This window comes from Lewinella cohaerens DSM 23179 (genome assembly GCF_000379805.1).
GTDB classification, from domain to species: Bacteria; Bacteroidota; Bacteroidia; order Chitinophagales; family Saprospiraceae; genus Lewinella; species Lewinella cohaerens.
This window is the reverse complement of the sequence record NZ_KB903543.1, coordinates 249,751-268,379: the sequence shown is the minus strand read 5'-3', so window position 1 is coordinate 268,379 and position 18,629 is coordinate 249,751. Positions and strand designations below refer to the sequence as shown.

Annotated in this window: 11 protein-coding genes; 6 read left to right on the top strand and 5 right to left on the bottom strand. The window is 45.9% G+C overall.

Annotation, left to right across the window (positions count from 1 at the left end; genetic code table 11):
• The first annotated feature begins 71 nt into the window (after positions 1 to 71).
• The 3 genes from A3EU_RS30360 (at position 72) to A3EU_RS0113100 (ending at position 4,667) form a co-directional block, all read left to right on the top strand.
• Positions 72 to 2,558 carry a VPS10 domain-containing protein gene (locus tag A3EU_RS30360; protein ID WP_169433348.1) on the top strand — a complete coding sequence of 829 codons (2,487 nt, stop codon included), beginning with the start codon at positions 72 to 74 and terminating at the stop codon, positions 2,556 to 2,558.
• Between the two features lie 155 nt (positions 2,559 to 2,713).
• Positions 2,714 to 3,844 (top strand): sensor histidine kinase, encoded by a 1,131-nt coding sequence (locus A3EU_RS0113105; protein ID WP_026211380.1) that lies wholly within the window; start codon positions 2,714 to 2,716, stop codon positions 3,842 to 3,844.
• Positions 3,845 to 3,965: 121 nt separating this feature from the next.
• Positions 3,966 to 4,667, top strand: coding sequence for a LytR/AlgR family response regulator transcription factor (locus A3EU_RS0113100; protein ID WP_020536629.1), 702 nt, complete (start codon positions 3,966 to 3,968; stop codon positions 4,665 to 4,667).
• A gap of 540 nt (positions 4,668 to 5,207) precedes the next feature.
• Here the strand turns inward: A3EU_RS0113100 and A3EU_RS0113090 are convergent.
• Positions 5,208 to 5,648 carry a hypothetical protein gene (locus A3EU_RS0113090; protein ID WP_020536627.1) on the bottom strand — a complete coding sequence of 147 codons (441 nt, stop codon included), beginning with the start codon at positions 5,646 to 5,648 and terminating at the stop codon, positions 5,208 to 5,210.
• A 280-nt stretch (positions 5,649 to 5,928) separates the two neighbouring features.
• On the opposite strand from A3EU_RS0113090, the gene A3EU_RS30355 reads away from it, so the two are divergent.
• Positions 5,929 to 6,885 (top strand): serine hydrolase, encoded by a 957-nt coding sequence (locus A3EU_RS30355; RefSeq protein WP_020536626.1) that lies wholly within the window; start codon positions 5,929 to 5,931, stop codon positions 6,883 to 6,885.
• A 209-nt stretch (positions 6,886 to 7,094) separates the two neighbouring features.
• On the opposite strand, the gene A3EU_RS0113080 is transcribed toward A3EU_RS30355, so the two are convergent.
• The 3 genes from A3EU_RS0113080 to A3EU_RS0113070 form a co-directional block, all read right to left on the bottom strand.
• Complete coding sequence (locus A3EU_RS0113080) at positions 7,095 to 7,730, bottom strand: thioredoxin family protein (protein WP_020536625.1); 636 nt, start codon at positions 7,728 to 7,730, stop codon at positions 7,095 to 7,097.
• A gap of 64 nt (positions 7,731 to 7,794) precedes the next feature.
• Positions 7,795 to 9,615 (bottom strand): M61 family metallopeptidase, encoded by a 1,821-nt coding sequence (locus A3EU_RS0113075; protein WP_020536624.1) that lies wholly within the window; start codon positions 9,613 to 9,615, stop codon positions 7,795 to 7,797.
• 13 nt (positions 9,616 to 9,628) lie between these two features.
• Positions 9,629 to 12,544 (bottom strand): CHAT domain-containing protein, encoded by a 2,916-nt coding sequence (locus A3EU_RS0113070; protein WP_020536623.1) that lies wholly within the window; start codon positions 12,542 to 12,544, stop codon positions 9,629 to 9,631.
• 139 nt (positions 12,545 to 12,683) lie between these two features.
• Here A3EU_RS0113070 and A3EU_RS0113060 point away from each other — a divergent pair, with 139 nt between their 5' ends.
• The gene (locus tag A3EU_RS0113060; RefSeq protein WP_044085811.1) at positions 12,684 to 14,261 is read left to right on the top strand and encodes a S8 family peptidase; all 1,578 of its coding nucleotides are present in this window, start codon (positions 12,684 to 12,686) and stop codon (positions 14,259 to 14,261) included.
• 158 nt (positions 14,262 to 14,419) lie between these two features.
• On the opposite strand, the gene A3EU_RS0113055 is transcribed toward A3EU_RS0113060, so the two are convergent.
• The gene (locus tag A3EU_RS0113055) at positions 14,420 to 15,283 is read right to left on the bottom strand and encodes a substrate-binding domain-containing protein (protein ID WP_020536620.1); all 864 of its coding nucleotides are present in this window, start codon (positions 15,281 to 15,283) and stop codon (positions 14,420 to 14,422) included.
• 519 nt (positions 15,284 to 15,802) lie between these two features.
• On the opposite strand from A3EU_RS0113055, the gene A3EU_RS30350 reads away from it, so the two are divergent.
• Positions 15,803 to 18,556 (top strand): ATP-dependent Clp protease ATP-binding subunit, encoded by a 2,754-nt coding sequence (locus tag A3EU_RS30350; RefSeq protein ID WP_044085880.1) that lies wholly within the window; start codon positions 15,803 to 15,805, stop codon positions 18,554 to 18,556.
• The last annotated feature ends 73 nt before the right edge of the window (positions 18,557 to 18,629 follow it).

Sequence of the window (18,629 nt, the reverse complement as noted above, 5' to 3'; positions counted from 1 at the left end):
TATCTTCCGAAAAAAAAAGAATGCACCTTTTACGTTCACTTCTAGTTTGTCTGTTTATTGGTTTTATAACCTTGAGTTGCACTCAACCTAATACAACGAGTGATTCTACTGAACCAGAACAAAGCCCGGCCGATTGGCTGTTCCGTCAACGGGCTTTCCCTTCCGGAGAACTGGATGGGGGTGCGTATAAAAGCGCCCTTAAACAACGTGCTTTATTGGCGGAAGCTCAGCAGTCTAATACGACTAGCAGAGACTTGACTACAGCACTTTGGCAATTCGCAGGTCCCATTAATGTAGGAGGCCGGGTTACGGATGTGGAGATGATTTCGGGTACACCAGGTACGATTCTGGTGGGAGCTGCTGCTGGTGGCGTCTTTCGTTCCAATGACATGGGGGAGAATTGGGAAGCAGTCTTCGATGAAATGCCAAGCTTGGCTATTGGCGACATTGCCCTTGCGCCTAGTAACGAAGCTGTTATTTATGTAGGTACTGGTGAAGCCAACGCTGGTGGTGGTTCCATCGCTTACGATGGTTTGGGCGTTTTTCGTTCCGGAGATGGTGGCACTACTTGGGAGAGCCGTGGACTGGAAGAGGTAGGCAGCATCGGACGTATAGTCGTTGATCCACAAAATGACGACCGTCTTTACGTAGCTGCGATGGGCACTTTGTTTGCCAATAACAGTCAGCGGGGTGTATACCGCAGCCTCGACGGTGGTAACAACTGGGAGCAAGTACTATTTCTTTCCGATAGTACGGGAGCAATAGACCTGGTTTTACATCCTTCTGATCCAAATATCCTCTACGCAGCTATGTGGGAGCGAGTTCGTCGGCCAGATCGTAGGAGTTATACGGGTATCACCTCCGGTATATACAAAAGTACTGATGGCGGTACAACCTGGGAAGAACTCGGTAATGGCTTGCCCATTCTCGCTTCCGATAAAGGTCGCATAAGCTTGGCTATCTCGCCTTCCGACCCCAACCGCATCTACGCAGGGTTCGTCAATAGCGGTGGTTACCTCGCCAATATGATGGTTTCGGAAAATAAGGGTGCGAGTTGGGCCAACCTGCCCATTACCGATATGGAGATTAGGCCTTATGACTGGTGGTTTAATCGCGTAGTCGTACACCCTACGGATGCAGACAAACTGTATTACATCGGTTTCAATATCAACGAATACCTTCCGGAGGAGCAGCGCTGGGTTTTGGCCTTCGAAGGGGTACACGTAGACCAGCACAGCCTTTGGATAGATCCCGATAATCCCGATTTTATGCTATTAGGGAATGATGGAGGCCTTTACTTTAGTGAAAACGCTGGACAGGGATTTACCAAGTGGGACAACCTACCCATTACCCAGTTCTACACTTGTGAGATTGATTATCAACAGCCCGATCGCCTCTACGGGGGCACGCAAGACAATGGTACCAACAGAACGCTAACAGGAGCAACCAATGACTGGTCTAGGATTTATTTCGGCGACGGCTTCCGCGTATTGGTTGATCCTACGGATAACAATTACGTATACGCTGCCTACCAATACGGCAATATTGCCCGCTCCATCGATGGTGGTAGTAGTTTTACAGCGGCTACCGAGGATTTAAGCGGCAGTCGCCGAAACTGGTACACTCCTTATATACTGGACCCAACCGACCCATCCAGGCTTTATCTTGGTGCAGAACGTGTCTTTCGCTCCGATGATCGGGCAATGACTTGGCAGCCTATTAGTCCCGATCTAACCAACGGAAGTACGGGTGGAAATGGCCTCGTTTTTGGCACCATCACCTCCCTCAGTGTTTCTCCTTTGGACAACCAAATCATTTGGGTAGGTACCAATGATGGTAATGTGTGGATTAGTATAAATGGCGGTGACACCTGGACTTCATTGTCTGCGAGCTTACCTGAACGATGGGTGACCAGCATTACTGCTGATCCTAACGATGCGGCTACTGCTTACCTGACTTTTTCCGGCTATCGTTTTGGTACCAATATGAGCCACGTTTACCAAACCAGCGATTACGGCGAAAACTGGCAGGATATCAACGGCGACCTACCAGACATTCCTGTTAACGACCTGGTGATTCACCCCGATAATGGAACACTGTTTTTGGCGACAGATGTAGGTGTTCTCTTTTCAGAAAACAACGGCACCAACTGGCAGTTGTTAGGTGTAGAAATCCCGCCTGTCATCATCACTGATCTCACTTTGCACCTTCCTACAGAAACGCTGGTGGCGGCAACTTTTGGCCGTTCACTTTGGAAAGTCAATGTAGAAGCGGAGGTGAATACGACGCAAGCCGAAGCATTATCGCTAGATTGGAACGTTTATCCCAACCCCACAAAAGGTCCGGTGCAAATAAAGGTTACCGTTGAGGAAGCAGGCATCTACCAATTACTTGTTTTCAACGCACTAGGGCAGCAAGTACACCAAATCTTCAATGGCCACCTTGCCCCTGGTGACCATAAACTGAGTTGGAATGCGACTGTTTTACCGAAAGGCAATTACTTTTTGCGCTGGCAAAATGGGCGTAAGGTCAGTAGTAAATCTTTGGTTGTAGATTAGGAAGGAGACCATCTCTAGTTTTCTTGGAGCTCCCTAAACACGCCATCAGTAAGCACCAACTGCGTTGATGCTGAAAAACCAGGGGTTCATACCGCTTACCTTGTTGTTGATGCATAATTTTAGTAGCTCTCTACGACAGAGCTTATTTTTGGAATATGAATACAAATACATTCCTCCAACGCTACCGTCCACTTTGGTTGGGCGCGCTGATCACCTTCTTTTTTATCGTTATCCTGCGGATGATTGGCTTCCTGCTCATTGACCCCAACGAGACGGCGGCCAACCTGACCATTTTTACGGTATGGTGGCTGTTTCTTGCTTTTTTGTTGTACGGCTTCGATCGGGTTACGCACAAAATGCAGCTCCTTGGGCATTTGGGTATCATGGGTGGGCTGCTCGTTTCGGCCATTGTCGTAGGTAGTTCTTCTGCTATCGACGATAATCCGTTGACTGTTACCCTCTTGGTTGCTGCGGTGCTCTACCTGCTACGCTGGATGGCCCCTGCTTTTTTTCGGCTGTATCAATGGGTTATCATAGGTAGCTACGTGGTGCTCCTGGCTGTTTTTGCAGTCGCCCGTTTTACACCCGATTATTTTCAGGCCAATTCCGATGTATTGTACGCGGCCTTCTTTTGGCCGGTGCCGCTGTTGCTGCTGCTTTGGGTTTACCAGCAATGGAAGTGGCTGAAATCCATCCGTGCAGAAAAAGCGGAGGCGGAACTGGCCTTGCTCAAGTCGCAGATCAATCCACATTTTTTCTTCAATACGCTCAACAATCTCTATTCCCTTACGGTCGAGCAATCGCCGAAAGCCCCAGAGATGATCGTGAAGCTATCCGAGATGATGCGTTATACCATCTACGAAGGAAAAAAGGAATGGGTGCCGCTGTTGGAAGAAGTGACCTATTTGCAAAATTATCTTGAACTTCAGGAGATCAGGCATCATCACCAAGTTCGTATCAGCTTCTATCAGGATATTGATCCGGGCGTTGAAGTGTCGCCGCTGCTGTTTATTGTCTTATTGGAGAACGCCTTCAAGCACGGTGCCGAGCATTTGCTGGAAGATGCTTATATTCAGATGAAGCTTGTCGCAAAAAACAACCAGATCGTCTTTTCTATAGAAAATAATTTCGATCCTGAAGCACAAGTCGCAACGACTGACGGTATCGGCCTGGAAAACCTTCGCCGCCGCCTCGACCTCGTTTACCCTGCCAGCTACACGCTTGAAACGACGACGGTAGATAAGGTGTACCAAGCTGTTTTAGCCATAGTATTGCGCAAAAAATAAGTTGAGCCATCTTTGTGGTTTTCCAAATAGCCGACACGCTTAAAGTGAACCGCTTAGTCGGCTTTTTGAAAAACGATGGCTCAACTTATTTTTGTGCTGTTTCATAGGATAACTAAGTTTAATGATCAAATATCTCATTGTTGACGACGAACCTCTAGCCCATAATCTCATCCGTAAATTTGCGGATGAGATTCCGCACCTGCAAATAAAGGAGCAGTGTTATAATGCGCTTGAAGCACTGGCTTATCTCCAGAAGCACCAGGTGGATCTTATCTTTCTCGATTTGCACATGCCTCGCATCTCGGGCTTCGATTTTTTGCGTACCCTAGCCCAACCGCCCAAGGTCATAGTGACCACCGCCCACAAGGAGTTTGCCCTGGAAGGCTACGAACTCAACGTGGCCGACTACCTTCTCAAGCCCTTTAGTTTCGAACGGTTCCTCAGGGCTATCAATAATGCTTTCCCGGCACAGGCGCCTGCGCCACCGCCAGTACCTAGGCCTACTACCGATGTCGCGTTGCAACGCCTATTTGTCAAGGGCGACAAAGCCTACCACAACCTCCACTTACCGGATATTCTATTCCTCGAAGCTTACGGCAGCTACACCAAAGTTCACCTCCTCACGGGCATGTTGCTCACCCACGCCCCGCTCTCTTTTTACGTTCAGCAACTGCCGTCAGCCGCTTTTTTGCGGGTTCACAAGTCCTTCATCGTCGCCACCACTAAGATCGACCGCATAGCCGGCAATCGTATCTACATAAGCAACCATGAAGTACCCATTGGACAAACCTTCAAGCAGCAGGTAATGGCGTTGTTGCCGTAGGAATAGGCGTTTTTTGTGTTTTTATGCTAAACCATATAAGTACCTTTTTAACAATACTTAAATGACCTTATATTTCTTATATGGTTCATAAGAAAGCTATTCAGGGTGAACTCAAGACCCTTTCCTTCTTCTCAAAAACGAAACAATATGAGTCATCCCGAATTTTGATTGTCATCAAAATCCGTGCTGACCAACTGCAAAACCTATCGTTAAAGACGAAACCCCATGATTTCTACTAATGAAATCATGGGGTTGCGTACAAATAGTCAGATAAATCACTCTTTTCAGATGCTTAATGACTAGTTCTTAGTTGTAGTCAGCTTGGATTTTGGCCTAAGCCAAAATTTGGGATGACTCATATTGCTCCAATAAAGAAAGGGTATAATGAACGGTATTTAGGTGAAAAGTAGATGACACTTGATACAACATCCATTTAGGCTTATCAAAATCCCTATACCCTATACCCAGTACCTAATACAGTGAGGTTTTTGCCTTGAGAATCCTCGCTTTTTAGTAACCTAAGAAGGCTAAAACTGCACCTTACTCCACCAACCTCACATTCCTAAGCACATACATCAACTGATTGATGTCAGAGTCGTTAAGCTCCAGGATGCCTTTGATTTTTATGGCTTCTGTTTTGTACTGGATAGCCTCGTCAGCGTAGACTTCCATGACTGTTTCGGGGCCGGCGCCGCCACAGAAGAAACACATATTGTAGGGGAAAGCCGAAAAGATGAATTCCGTATGGCTTTTGTAGCCCTCTACGGGGATAACATAGCCTTTGATTTCAATTTCTTGCCCCTCTAGTGCTTTTACTTCTTCACTGAAAACGGGTACGTCTACCTTGAAACCCAAGAGTTCATCGTACTGTTTGGTGTAGGTTATTTTGGCTAAAGACTGCCAAATATTTTCCGTGGTTTCCTGGCCATATACAACGCCAACGGTAAGGGCGGAAAGTAAAACAATGCAAAGAATACGCATGATTTGGTTTTTGGTCGATTAGTATTGCGCAAAAAATAACTTGAGCTTTCTTTGAGGTTTTTCAAAAAGTTGACACGCTTTAAATGAACCGCTTAGCAGCTTTTTGTAAAACGAAAGCTCAACTTGTTTTTGTGCTGTTCCTTAGTATAACGCAAAGATAAGGTATTCGGCTTGTTACAAAGAGGTTAAAGTTTTAGAAGAGTTAAAATGATTGATAATCTTTTTCTAAAACATTAACTAAATAAAAAACCAAGTTAGGAAAATAAGGCAGAATATTGCATTGAATTTCGTGGATTCAACTGACCCGATCTTCCTATCATTTCATGCACAAGTCTATTGTCTTTGCAGCCTGGTAGGTCTACTCATCCTTTTTAGCGGAGAGCAGCGTTCTATGCCCTTGAATCCTACTATTGTTGCCCCTGTGGCAGACACGGTCGTTGCACCGTTAAGAACCTTAGTAGATGAAGAATTACAACTCCGATTGGATGGTATTCTAAACCAGCGATCGGATTGGAAAAACCTGATTAGTAATAAAAAAATGGCGGTGAGTCTGGTTGATTTACTAGACCCTGAACAGCCTCGTTTCGCACAGCTTAATGGCGACCACATGATGTACGCTGCCAGTTTGCCTAAAATAGCAGTACTTCTGGCCGCTATGGATGCTATTGATAAAGGAGAGCTGAAGGAAAGCGCCGAAGTAAAACGAGATATGCGGTTGATGATCAGCCGCTCAGACAACCAAGCCTCTACCCGAATGATTGACCGGGTGGGCTTCGATAAAATTGAGGACGTGCTTACCGATCCTGAGTATAAGCTCTACGACAAGCAGCAAGGAGGTGGCTTGTGGGTAGGTAAACGCTATGGCAGTGGGGGAGGGCGGCATCCGGAACCGATGAAGGGTTTGAGTCATGCTGCTACCAGCACCCAGGTTTGCCGTTTTTATTACTTGCTGGCAGAAGAAGCCCTTGTGAACCCGGAACGCTCACAGCAAATGATGAACATCCTTGCTGATCCGGCACTTCACCATAAGTTTGTCAATACCCTTGACCGCATTGCTCCAGAGGCGACGCTGTTCCGTAAGTCTGGCTCTTGGAAGACCTATCACTCAGACTCTGTTATGGTACTCGGGCCAGATCGTCGGTATATCCTGGTTGCTCTCATTGATGATCCTGCCGGAGAATCAATTTGCAGGGAACTGGTACTTGAAATAGAAAAAGTGTTGGCAGCTACGCCGTAGGTATTATCTGCTTTGAGTAACGTAAAACGCTCCGTTCAGTTTGCTGAACGGAGCGCCAAAGTCGCACACATTACCTTTATATAATCTTATACAACAGCCGCAAAAGCGTACTGAAATTTAACTTAAGTATTACCCTTTTGGCAAGACAAAGCTGGCACTAAAAAAGAAGATTACCAATAGGTACGAGTTTGTTTTTGGTTAATTATTCCTTAATGTTTTAGCAAGGTTTCAAGCATCTCAAGAACCTCTTTTTGGGTAGATAGGGTCTTGTCTCTAGCGTACCATTTCTGTGCATCAATCTTCGCTTGATCAGTAAGTATTGTCCGCTCTTCCTGTGAAGTTGCGGCTAGCGAAGCTGCTTTGACTTCCATCATTTGGTACTGTAAGACCTCAGGTCGTGGGCCCCAATGACCAAGTACTTCGTTGCTCTCTTTGTCAATGACGATAGTGATAGGAATAGCTCGGGCACCACCGGTAAGGAAGGCATCCATAATGTCGAGGTGTTCATCGCGCAGAATGAGAAAATGATCAATGTGGGATTGACTTGCCGCCATTTGCTCCAGTACAGGAATTACCTGAGCGGCATCGCCACACCAAGCTTCGGTAAGGGTAAGCCATACCAGCGGTCGCTCAATTTTCTGTAAAGCAGCCAGCGTTTCTTCCGTGAGGCGAGATCGCTTGTCCAGGCGCTTCATCCTTGTTACATTCAACTCTGTATAGTGGATCATAGCATCGCTATGATCTTGACCAGTAGTTTGACCTTTGGCGAGGAGCTGATCGGCCAGCTGTCTGAATTCCGTATACGTGTATCGGTTGGAGAGTTTTTCCCAAGCAAGATGTGTCATTGGTAAAAGTCGTTGTTTAACCAGTTAACCCCATGAGAGGAGAGAAGGTTGAAGGGGTAGAGCGTTATTTTATTCCTGTCCTTAACCAAGCCTCCTGTCTCTTTTTTACCTTGCCCTTTATTTCTTTGTGAGGCAACAAACTGACGTTGAACTCAGGGTCGAAAGTAGCTGTGAAAGAGCCTGTTGTTTCGATCCCGTTTTGCTTAAATCGGAGCTGGCAGGGTTGCCCAATTTTCAAGGCTGCTACCGCTTGCTTCCATTCTTTTTGTGAAGAAATCGCTGTGTCATTGAGTGACAATATATAGTCATCTTCTTCAAGACCAGCGGCATAGAGTGGGCTGTTTGCAAAGACTGTTCCGGCAACTCTTAATCCTTTGTCGGTATCTTTTAGGCGCAAGCCATAAAAACCAACGCTGTCCATTTCGTTCAGTTCCATTTTTACGCCAAAATCTTCCAAGAGGCCTTTTAAGTCTGGTAACCCACTGTTGTATACATGTGAAGCAAACCAATTTTTGGCAAACGTCTCATTATTTGTTAACTCAGCGAGCAAATGCTCCAAATCAGGAATATGGTAGGGGATTTCCGGTTCACCGTAACGCTCCCAAACCAAGCGCATAAAACGACTCAGGTCAGTGCCATGATCCCGGCGTAATTCCAGGTCAAGCGCTAGTCCAAGTACTGCACCGTAGGAGTAGTAGCTGATGAAGGTATTGGCAAAATTATCTCCATCAATCGAAGTAGCAGCATCTACGAAGGGGGCACATTGACTCATTCCAATCGGGCCACGATGCCGAGTACCGGGGCGTAGCAATACGTAATTGAGCATTCCGGTAAGGCCACTTACATAGTCTTCCGCGCTGAGGATCCCCGCCCGCTGTAAGCTGAGGTCATCAAAATAGCTGGTAAAACCTTCGGCGAACCACAATTCGCCGGAAAGATTTGCTTCATCAAAGTTGAAAGGTTCCAACGAAGCGGGCCGTATCCGTTCCACGTTCCAGCAATGGAAAAATTCGTGAGAGATCGTTCCGATCAGGCGATCGTCATAACCTTCTAAAGGAACCGAAGCGCTACAGACGGTGCTGTTGCGATGTTCCATTCCGTCACCATTTACGTAAGGATTGTAAGCACACAAAAAAGTATAGCGGCCAAAATCAAACGCTGGCAATTCGCCATAAACAGCCTGTTGCTCTAGCACTATTTTTCTAGTCCATTCTGCGTAAGCATCCAATAAACTATCGGGATCTGGTGTCAGGAAAGCCATCTCTATGGTGTCGATCCTGTTGCCGCTTGCTACCGTCCAGCTGCGGAAACGAATATCTCCTACGAAGGTGGGACTGTCGTAGAAGTAATAATAATCAGGTGCTCTGAAGCGGCGATCACCTACGCGCTGTAGCTGGGTCGCTACCTGCCAATCTGGTTGCTGATCTGATGGTATCAATAATTCCACTGGCCGATCATTGAGGCCCACTCCATATACAAAAGTCGCTGGCATATTGAGGTGCAACTTGCGGTTGTCGACCTTGGCATAAGTACCATCAGCACGATTGGCGTAAAGCGTATATTTGAATATGGCACTGCCGTTATGACCTGCTACTGTCCATTCATTTAAGCCAGTTCTGCTTACGGCCAACACTTTTCCGTCTTGAGTATGGGCTTTTACAGCATAAACGTTTTTTGCAAAATTATGGGTAGCATACCGCCCAGGCGACGCCGTTGGCATTCGTACCACCAATGGTTGTGGAGGTAAGGAAGGAAAGGTGACCTCTACATTCAACTCGTGGTGTTGAATATTATTAAGATCTAACGTATATTGGATAGCTTGCTGCGCATGTGCCGTCAGGCCGATGCTGAGCAGAATCAGGGTACAAATGATCAGGTTCTTCATTTGGCAAAGGTAACTACTTCTCTCGTTTAACAAATAGAATCAAAAAGCCTAATCCTACCACCATAACGCCTAATAAAGGCCACCAAGGAGAAGCAGAACGAACCTTTACCGGGTCGACACTGCCAATCACAATGCTTGGTGCCCAGTGTACGGGCTGGCGGCTGGTAGGGCTGCTGATTTGATCGTCCTTTAGGTAGATCAATTTCGCTTTTTGGAGGGCAATATCTTTGGGGTAACCATGGTTCAGTTGCTCGTAAAACAACTTCATGAGCTTTGACGAGGAATTATCAGGAATACTCCACAAACTAGCTACTACCGAGGGGATACCAGCGTAGTGAAAGGCTCGGGCCAGCGTCATTGGTCCTTCTCCGGGTTGAAGCTTGCCGTAGCCGGTATTACAGGCACTCAATACGGCCATCTCACCGGTAAGCTCCAAGCCATAGATTTCGGCAGCCCGCAGAAACAAATCGGAAGAGTCTGTTCGAGTGAAGATGAGTGCAGAATTCATTGGAAACTCCAGGTCATAACTACCGTGCATGGAGAGGTGTAGCAAGTTGTAATCGGTAGCTTCTTGCAGAAATCGCTCTTTGGTTACCTGCTCATTGAGCCAGCTATCACCTTCCGTAATAGCAACGATATCGCGAACTTCATTGTCAGAAAAGGCAAGTTTGCCGAGGTAGCGCCGAGTCGTATCCAGCGTAAAACCACAAGGGAGCGTAAATGTGGTATCGATCTCTTCAATCTTGGTGTAGTCGATCTCTTTGAGGTAATCCAGCGTAGCATCATCGTACTCCATGCCAAAGCCAACGAAGCCTTTTTCGGCAGAGCGTGGGTAGTATTCCTCCTCCAGTAATAGTTTGCTGGAGTATGCATAACTAAACGCGTATTTTTCGATCAAGAACCCTTCTGCACCGTTCATCTGGTCGATGTCTTTGTACAACAAGGCTTCAAAGGAGAGGTAATTGAGCAGCCCGTCGGGAATAACCACTAGTCGGTTCTTGCGATCACCAAGTTGGGTTAGGGGCTGATCTAAGAGCAAATTGTAGAAGTAGCGCCCCAGTTGGATATACGCTTGTTCACAGTCTTTTTCGATACCATTGGTGAGTAATTCCCTGAACAGCTCCACGGAATCGGTTAGTCCTTCGGGAGTAGCTTTCGAGAATACTTGTAACTCATTGCCGTCCATGAGGAAGGTGTAAATACTATCCTGCCCTACAAAGTATTCGAGCATAGCCTGATCTTTAGCCAGCTGCTGCTGAACATCGGCTACTAAAGGTGGTTTATCAGTGCTGTATTTGAGCTGATAATAAGCGGGATAGTTTTTTTCAAGCTGCTGGATAAACTGAAAATAAGCCTGTTCTTTTTCGAACACGACACTTTGCAGGCTGTCAAAAGCCTCTTCTTTTTGGTAGGCGACATAGAGGAGGCGTTCTTGTTCGGTAAGTTCATCACGCAGGTTTCTCTCGTCTTCTTGTACGGAAAGTGGCAGTTTGGCGAAAGTCATGGCGCGGTCGCTTTGCAAACTTTCCAGTAAGAGGATGGCTTTGTTGCGGGCATTGAGGGCGTAGGCTTGTTCGAGGTACTGCTGCTTGCCCGTCTGGGCATACAATTGACGATTGAGCTGGATGCCCAATTCGTAAACCGGCATCACCTGCTGGATGAGGTAAAACTTGGAGAGTGATGACTGGTAGCTCCGTCGGCTCTGGGTCACCAAGCGATTGAGCAGGGCTACATCCTGGAGCGCGCGCTGGTTGTCTCCTCTGCTGGCGAGCACTCGCGCGCGGAAGCCGATAATCTCTAGTACCCGCTTAAAAGGGCCAATGATACTGATGTTTTCTTCTACGCCGGTTTCCTTCAGTTCAGGCGCAACCACCTGCATCGCTTTTTCGAGAAAAGCCAGGCTGCTATCGTAGTTGCCGAGCGCGTGCTCTAGCTTGCCTTTTTTGAAGTAAATTTCCGCAAAACGCGGTAGGCGGCCGGTGCTGTCAACCTCTAGCAATAGGCGCAGTGCTTCGGCGTAGTGGTATTCCGCCTCGTCATATTCCTTCTTTTGGAGGTAGAGCTGGAGTAGGTTGGCGTGGGAGTTGGAGAGGAGGGCTTTGTTGTTGTTTGATTTAAGTGATAAAATATTTGTTAAATGAAAATCATGTTTTTCAAGTAAAAGAGGTTCTGCTAACTGAATTTCATCTAATGCTAGATAAGTTAATCCCAAGTTACCTTTAATCCCCTGATTTGATGAAAACCTTTGGTCTTCTAAGTATTTCAAGTATAAAAATTTAGCATCAATATATCTTGATTGGTCCATGTATGTTAATCCTAATGCTGTTTTTGTTCTTTTTTCAACAAGAGGGAATAGAAATTTATTTTTGAGTATAGAATTACCTAAAACCTCAGCGGTATTTAGGTCACCAATTCTTCGATTGATTTTCATCAACTCATAAGTCCAGTTTAGCGAGATAGAGTCTTTTTCTTCTAATTCATCAATTAAACTGAGAAAATTAATTGCATTCTCGATAGAGTGTTTAGCCAAAGAATAATGCCCAATAAGAGATTGAATAACGCCTTTGTTATAATAAGAGTTTACAGTAATAATATGGTCTTTACCATGTGCTAATTCATAGAAATGGATAGCAGTATCAGTATAACTCAGGGCTAGGTCGAAATCATTTAATCCATAAAAGGTTGCGACGCTTTTTCGTTGATACAGCCGTGCCATTGTTGAATCAGCGCAGCTATAGTTGTGACAAAGCTCAAATGCTTTCTCTAAAAAAGGAAAACTTTCAATGTTGTTGATTTTTTCTGCTTTGTCTGCTAAATCATGGGCTAAGGAATCAGTAGATTGTCCTTGTAGTAGGTTAAAGCAGATAAATGGACAGATGATGAGTAGAAAAATTTTTCTTTTTTTTACAATGTTTTTATTTCTAATCATTTGACGTAGAGGTGTTTTTTTGCGTTTTTGTCTTGCGTTTTTCTGCGAGTAAGAAAAAAAGCAAGAAAAAATGTCACGTTTTTACTTTTTCAAGCTTATATAGCTGACAAGATATTTGATCAACAAGATAACAACAAAGATGAAAACAGTTGTAAGTACATTTTTAGCATTTTTTTTCATGATGGCTTTGTTTGCCCAAAACTTCGTGGCCGATGAATTTATTGTAGGATATGTGGCAGGAACCACGAGTACAGAGCGCCAGGCAGTACGTGATTTATTTGGTATCACCAATGCCACAGATATCGGTGAGGGGATCGAACTTTGGTCAGACATTACTTTTCCTCTTTCTGTGATAGAAAATGGTGAGACCACTATAATTGGTGGTGTAGAAGAACTATTGTATTATATCAATATTCAAGAAGGTGATGATGATGATAGTGGAACAACTAATACCTCCGCCAGCATCAATAACGGCAATCTAAACCTTCTCCTCCAATTAGAAGAAGATGGCGCCTTCAATGAGGATGGTACTTTTGATCCCCTGCCCTATTGCGATGATATTCATAATTATCGATTAATTGGAGAGGACCAGAGTGATAATCCCTATCAGAAATCAGTTAAAGTTATTATTGTAGATCAAATTATTTCAGGGATAGATAATATTAATTTAATTGTTGGAGGAGGAAATCAAGGAGGAGATCATGGGAATAAAGTTTATTCTGTCATTAACAATATTCTTTCACAGGCAGGTATTAGTGGTATAGAATATTTAAACCTTGTAGCTTTTGATGAAAATGGATCGGGAACGGCAGGAACTCTGCTAGAATTAGCTCTATTTCTTAGAGAGCAGTTTGAATCAGGATTATGGAATTCAGAAGATAAAATAATTATCAATTTTAGCGCTAGTTTATATACGGGAAGAGGAGATTTACCTCCTTCAACAGATATCCTTAAATATCAATGGGCCACTGTCTTTGGCAGTAACTCTGGTAGTTCACCTTATGTACCATATGAGAATATTACTCTTATAAGCAGTGCTGGGAATCAAAATTTGAATTCAGGTAGGAATATTTTTCCGGGGGAAGTTGATTTTGCTACAGAGGTTACTGTGGCAGGAACACAAGAATGTTTTTCCCAACCATGGATGGACACTAACGCAAGCTCTAGTTTTTATGAAATTGCAGCTGAAGCTACTAATGTATTAACTCAGTCAAATGGACAATATTATTTATCATCAGGAACCTCCTTTTCAGCCCCTATGGTTACAGCAGTAGTTGCTCAACTAGTATTGATGAATCCTTCTTTAAATATGACTGAAATAAAAGATCTGTTATTAAATACAGCAGAAGAAGTTCCTGCCTTAATCAGTACGGTACAAGATGGTAGAGTATTGAATCTAGATAATTACATCCCTAGCGGCGGTGGAGACACCTCCCTTCTCCAAGGACACCTCCCCACCTCCCCCCTCACCCTAACCACCACCCCCAATCCCTTCTCCACCACCGCACTCGTAACGATACAGTTACCGGAGGCAGGTGATGTGACCATAAACATGTACAACATGATGGGCCAGCGGGTACACGAAGAATTTATCGCTAACCAGCAGGAATTATTGGAAATAGAATGGCCTACACCCACTAAGCTTGCGCCTGGCACCTACCTACTGCGGGTACAAGTTGGCGATGCTGTGGAGCAAATGATGATGGTGAAACAGTAAAAGGGTATTTGGTACTGTGTAAGAGGTACTTGGATAAGTGACCTTGATGAAGTACAATACTCAATAATGGGAAGTAAACTCCTTCCTGAAAAGAATAACGCGGTTTATTATTTTAGATGTAAATAATCCGGTTGCCCTGTAGTGGGGTAGCCGGTTTTTTAATTCCGGGTCCATACCAGCGGGGGGATGGTTTCTTCTTCGGCGATGATGCCCGCGCTGCGGAGGGAATAGAGCACACTCTTGAGCATCTTGTTGCTCACCCAGCCGTGGATAGCCCATTCGGTGCTGTGGTACCAGCGCGTTGCGTTTTCCTGGGTGATTCCATAGCGTTCGCTGACCATCTTAGTGATTTGCTCGTCTTGCATGAAGGTGTCACAGGCGTCGTGGATGGTACGGAGTAATCGAACGATGTTGTCTGGCTGGTTTTCTAAAACCTTGTCCGTTGCTGCAATCACAAAGCAAGGCCAAGGGGTGAGGAATTCTCCAATGCGCTTGAGTTGGCCAGACTTGACGAAAGGCTTAGTGGTGTATTTCTCCCAATAGAAAACATCGGTTTCTTTATTCGCAAGCGACGCCAATGCGCCATCCAGGTTACGGATAACGTTGAATTGGTCTTTGTTGATGGTTTCGTCTTTGCTGTTGGCATCAACAATGGCCATGAGGTGAGAGCCTGAGCCGAAGCGGCTGATGGCATATTTTTTATTGAAAATATCGAGATAATTATCCAGTGGATTATCCGCAGCGGTATGTACCCCCCAGGTGAGTGGAGAGATCACATAATTACTGATGATCTTGCTGGGGTTGCCATCAATAATGGCTTTGATGATGCCTTCTGTGAGTAAAATGCAGACGTCAATATCGTCTTGCTTGAGGGCTTCTGTCATCTGGCCGGTACCTCCTTTGAAGGTCGTCCATTCTACATTGATACCGCGCTTGCTGAACTCTCCGTTTTCTATCGCCAGGTGAATGGGAAGGTTGAAGTGTTCGGGTACTCCACCGATCCGAATTGTGTTTTCCTTCATTTGCCAAAGTTAGCAGAAATCTTTTTTCTACTTGAATGTATTCAAAATTGTTTGTTTCGCGGAAAGCCGCAGAGGGTGCAGCTGTTTTCGTGACTAAGGGAAAACGCCTTTAAGCCACTGCTTTTGGGTGCGTAGGCCAGGGGCCGAAGCACAGCGCACCCCGATCTTCCATCGGGGGAGCAGCGGCAAGGATGGTAGTCCCCGCAGGGGTGGACAGCCTGGTGCCGAGGTTAGAGCGTATTTGGGACTTGTTCCTGCTGCTAATCAGGGATTTATGAACCTTGCTTTACATCTAAATTCTCATTTGACCCGTCAAACTCGGATTTAGATGTTTCGCCAGAACCGCAAATCTCTGATTCTCGCTACGAAACCGTTCCAAATACGCTCTAAGATGGCAGCCGCCCAAAAAAGCGGGAACTGAACTTTGTTTGGCCGATGAATACTGATGATTGGTATAAATGGGCAAGGTGGATGTGGATGGGGTTTGTTATATTTGAGACCGCAGATTTAAACTCGAATATGACCTACGATAATTTTACGACTCGCGCCCAGGAAGCTATCATGCAAGGGCAGAAGGTAGCTGGTGGCTTGAGCCAGCAACAAGTAGACACTCCGCACCTGCTAAAAGGTATCCTGGATACGGATGAAAGTGTTGTCCGCTTTTTACTAGAGAAAAATAGTGTAGACCCGCAAGAGCTGATCACCAAGCTGGATCGCTCGATCAGGGAATACCCTAAGGTGGCTGGTAGTGAAAAGCAATTCCTTACGGATGGTGCCAATAAAGCACTGAGCCGGGCAAAAAAGATGTTGCCGGACTTTGAAGACGAGTATATTTCGGTGGAATTGATGCTGCTGGGTATTCTGCAAGGAGAAGATAAAGGTGGGCAAATATTGAAGGATATGGGCTTGACCAATGATGGCCTGCGCGCAGCTATTGTGGACTTGCGAAAGGGGCGTAAAGTCACCGATCAGAGTGCAGAAGAGAGCTATAATGCTTTGAAAAAATTTGGTATAAACCTGAATGAGCGCGCAGAGACCGGCAAGCTGGACCCCATCATAGGGCGGGATGAAGAGATGCGCCGAGTGCTACAAATCCTGTCGCGCCGTAAGAAAAACAACCCCTTGCTGATTGGTGAAGCCGGGGTAGGTAAGACGGCTATTGTAGAAGGGATTGCCTGGCGGATAGTGAAAGGAGATGTGCCGGAAAACCTGAAAAGCAAGCGTATTTACGTGCTGGATATTGCAGCCTTGATAGCTGGAGCAAAATACAAAGGAGAGTTTGAAGAACGCCTGAAGGGGGTGATCAAAGAGACCACGGAATCGAACGGAGAGATTGTACTCTTTATTGATGAAATTCACACCTTGATTGGCGCAGGTGGTGGCAATGGCGCTATGGACGCCGCCAACATTTTGAAACCTGCTTTGGCTCGTGGCGAGCTTCGTACGATTGGTGCAACGACGTTGGATGAATACCAGAAGTACTTTGAAAAAGACAAAGCACTGGTACGGCGTTTTCAGACGGTGTTGATTGAAGAGCCTAGTGTAGAAGATACGATCTCGATTTTGCGTGGATTACAGGAACGCTACGAGGTGTACCATAAGATTGAAATATTGGACGAAGCCTTGGTGGCTGCTGCCGAGTTGAGCAACCGCTATATTGCTGATCGTCAGTTGCCGGATAAGGCCATTGATCTGATTGACGAAAGTGCTGCCCGCCTGCGGCTGGAGCTGGACAGTGTGCCAGAAGAAGTGGATGAATGGGAACGTAAGGTGCGCCAGCTGGAAATAGAACGCGAAGCGATAAAGCGGGAGAAGAACAAAGCAAAGCTGGCGAAAATCAATGAGCAGATAGCCAACGCCAAAGAAAAACGCGATGGGCTGCGGGCCTCGTGGCAAGGAGAGAAGGAAATAGTGGACCTGGTGCAAGGCTTGAAAAAGCAGATGGAAGAGAAGGAACAGGAAGCTGATCGGGCGGAACGTCACAGCGACTTTGAGACGGTAGCCAAAATTCGCTACGGTGAGTTGCAGGAGCTACAAAGCCAGCTGGCTGTGGCCTTGAAGAAACTGGATAAACTACCTGATGAAAAACGTTTTACCAACGAGGAAGTGACGGCGAATGACATTGCCGAAGTAGTAGGTCGCTGGACGGGTATTCCTGTGGCACGAATGCTACAAAGCGAGAAAGAGAAGCTGTTGAAGCTGGAAGACGAGCTACATGAGCGCTTGATTGGACAGGATGAAGCCGTAGTAGCGGTAGCTAATGCCGTGCGCCGCAGTCGTGCCGGGATGCAGGATGAAGGACGACCGATAGGCTCGTTTATTTTTCTGGGGCCTACCGGGGTAGGTAAAACTGAATTGGCGAAAGCGCTGGCGGAGGTCTTGTTTAACGATGAGCGCGCGATCACCCGAATAGATATGAGTGAATACCAGGAGCGCCACGCGGTGAGCCGCCTGGTTGGAGCGCCTCCGGGGTACGTAGGTTACGACGAAGGTGGCCAGCTGACGGAGGCGGTACGCCGTCGCCCATACAGTATTGTGTTGTTGGATGAGATAGAAAAAGCACATCCAGACACCTTTAATATACTGTTGCAGGTATTGGATGACGGGCAATTGACAGACAACCGGGGACGGGTAGCCAGTTTCAAGAACACTATTATTATTATGACCTCGAATATGGGGGCAGAGGTGATTTTGGAAAACTTTGAAGACCTGGACGCAGTAGGAGAGGAGCATCGTAACGATATTGTTGCGACAACAAAAGAAGAGGTATTTGAAGCCTTGAAGGATAATCTGCGGCCAGAGTTTTTGAATAGGATTGACGAACGTATCATGTTTTTGCCGCTTACCAGGGCGGAGATCAAGAAAATCTCTAAGCTCCTTTTACGGAAGACCGAAAAAATGTTGGCGCGTAAGGGGATGGTCATGAAGATCAGCGAACGGGCCTTGGATTGGTTGGCCGAGCGGGGTTATGACCCTCAGTTTGGTGCACGCCCCATGAAGCGTGTCATACAGCGAGACTTAGTTGACGGTCTTTCGAGTGTTATCATTGCTGATACTTTTACTACCGGGGATACCATTTATGTTGATCTCGCTGAAGATGCGTTAAGTTTTAGCAAAGAGCCTTTTGATCCCAATGCCACTTATACGCCCAAAGCAGCAGAAGCGCCTAAAAAGCGTAGTCGCCGGTCCTCTAAGAAGCGGGAAGATGCAGTTGAAGAACTAAAAAAAGCGACCGACGACCTGAACGATGCTGTGACGGAGTTGGATGGATAGAACAAGTCTAATAAAAAGCCTTATTTTTGCTAAATTATTAAGTACTGTTCTTTTTTAAGGACAGCAAAAACAA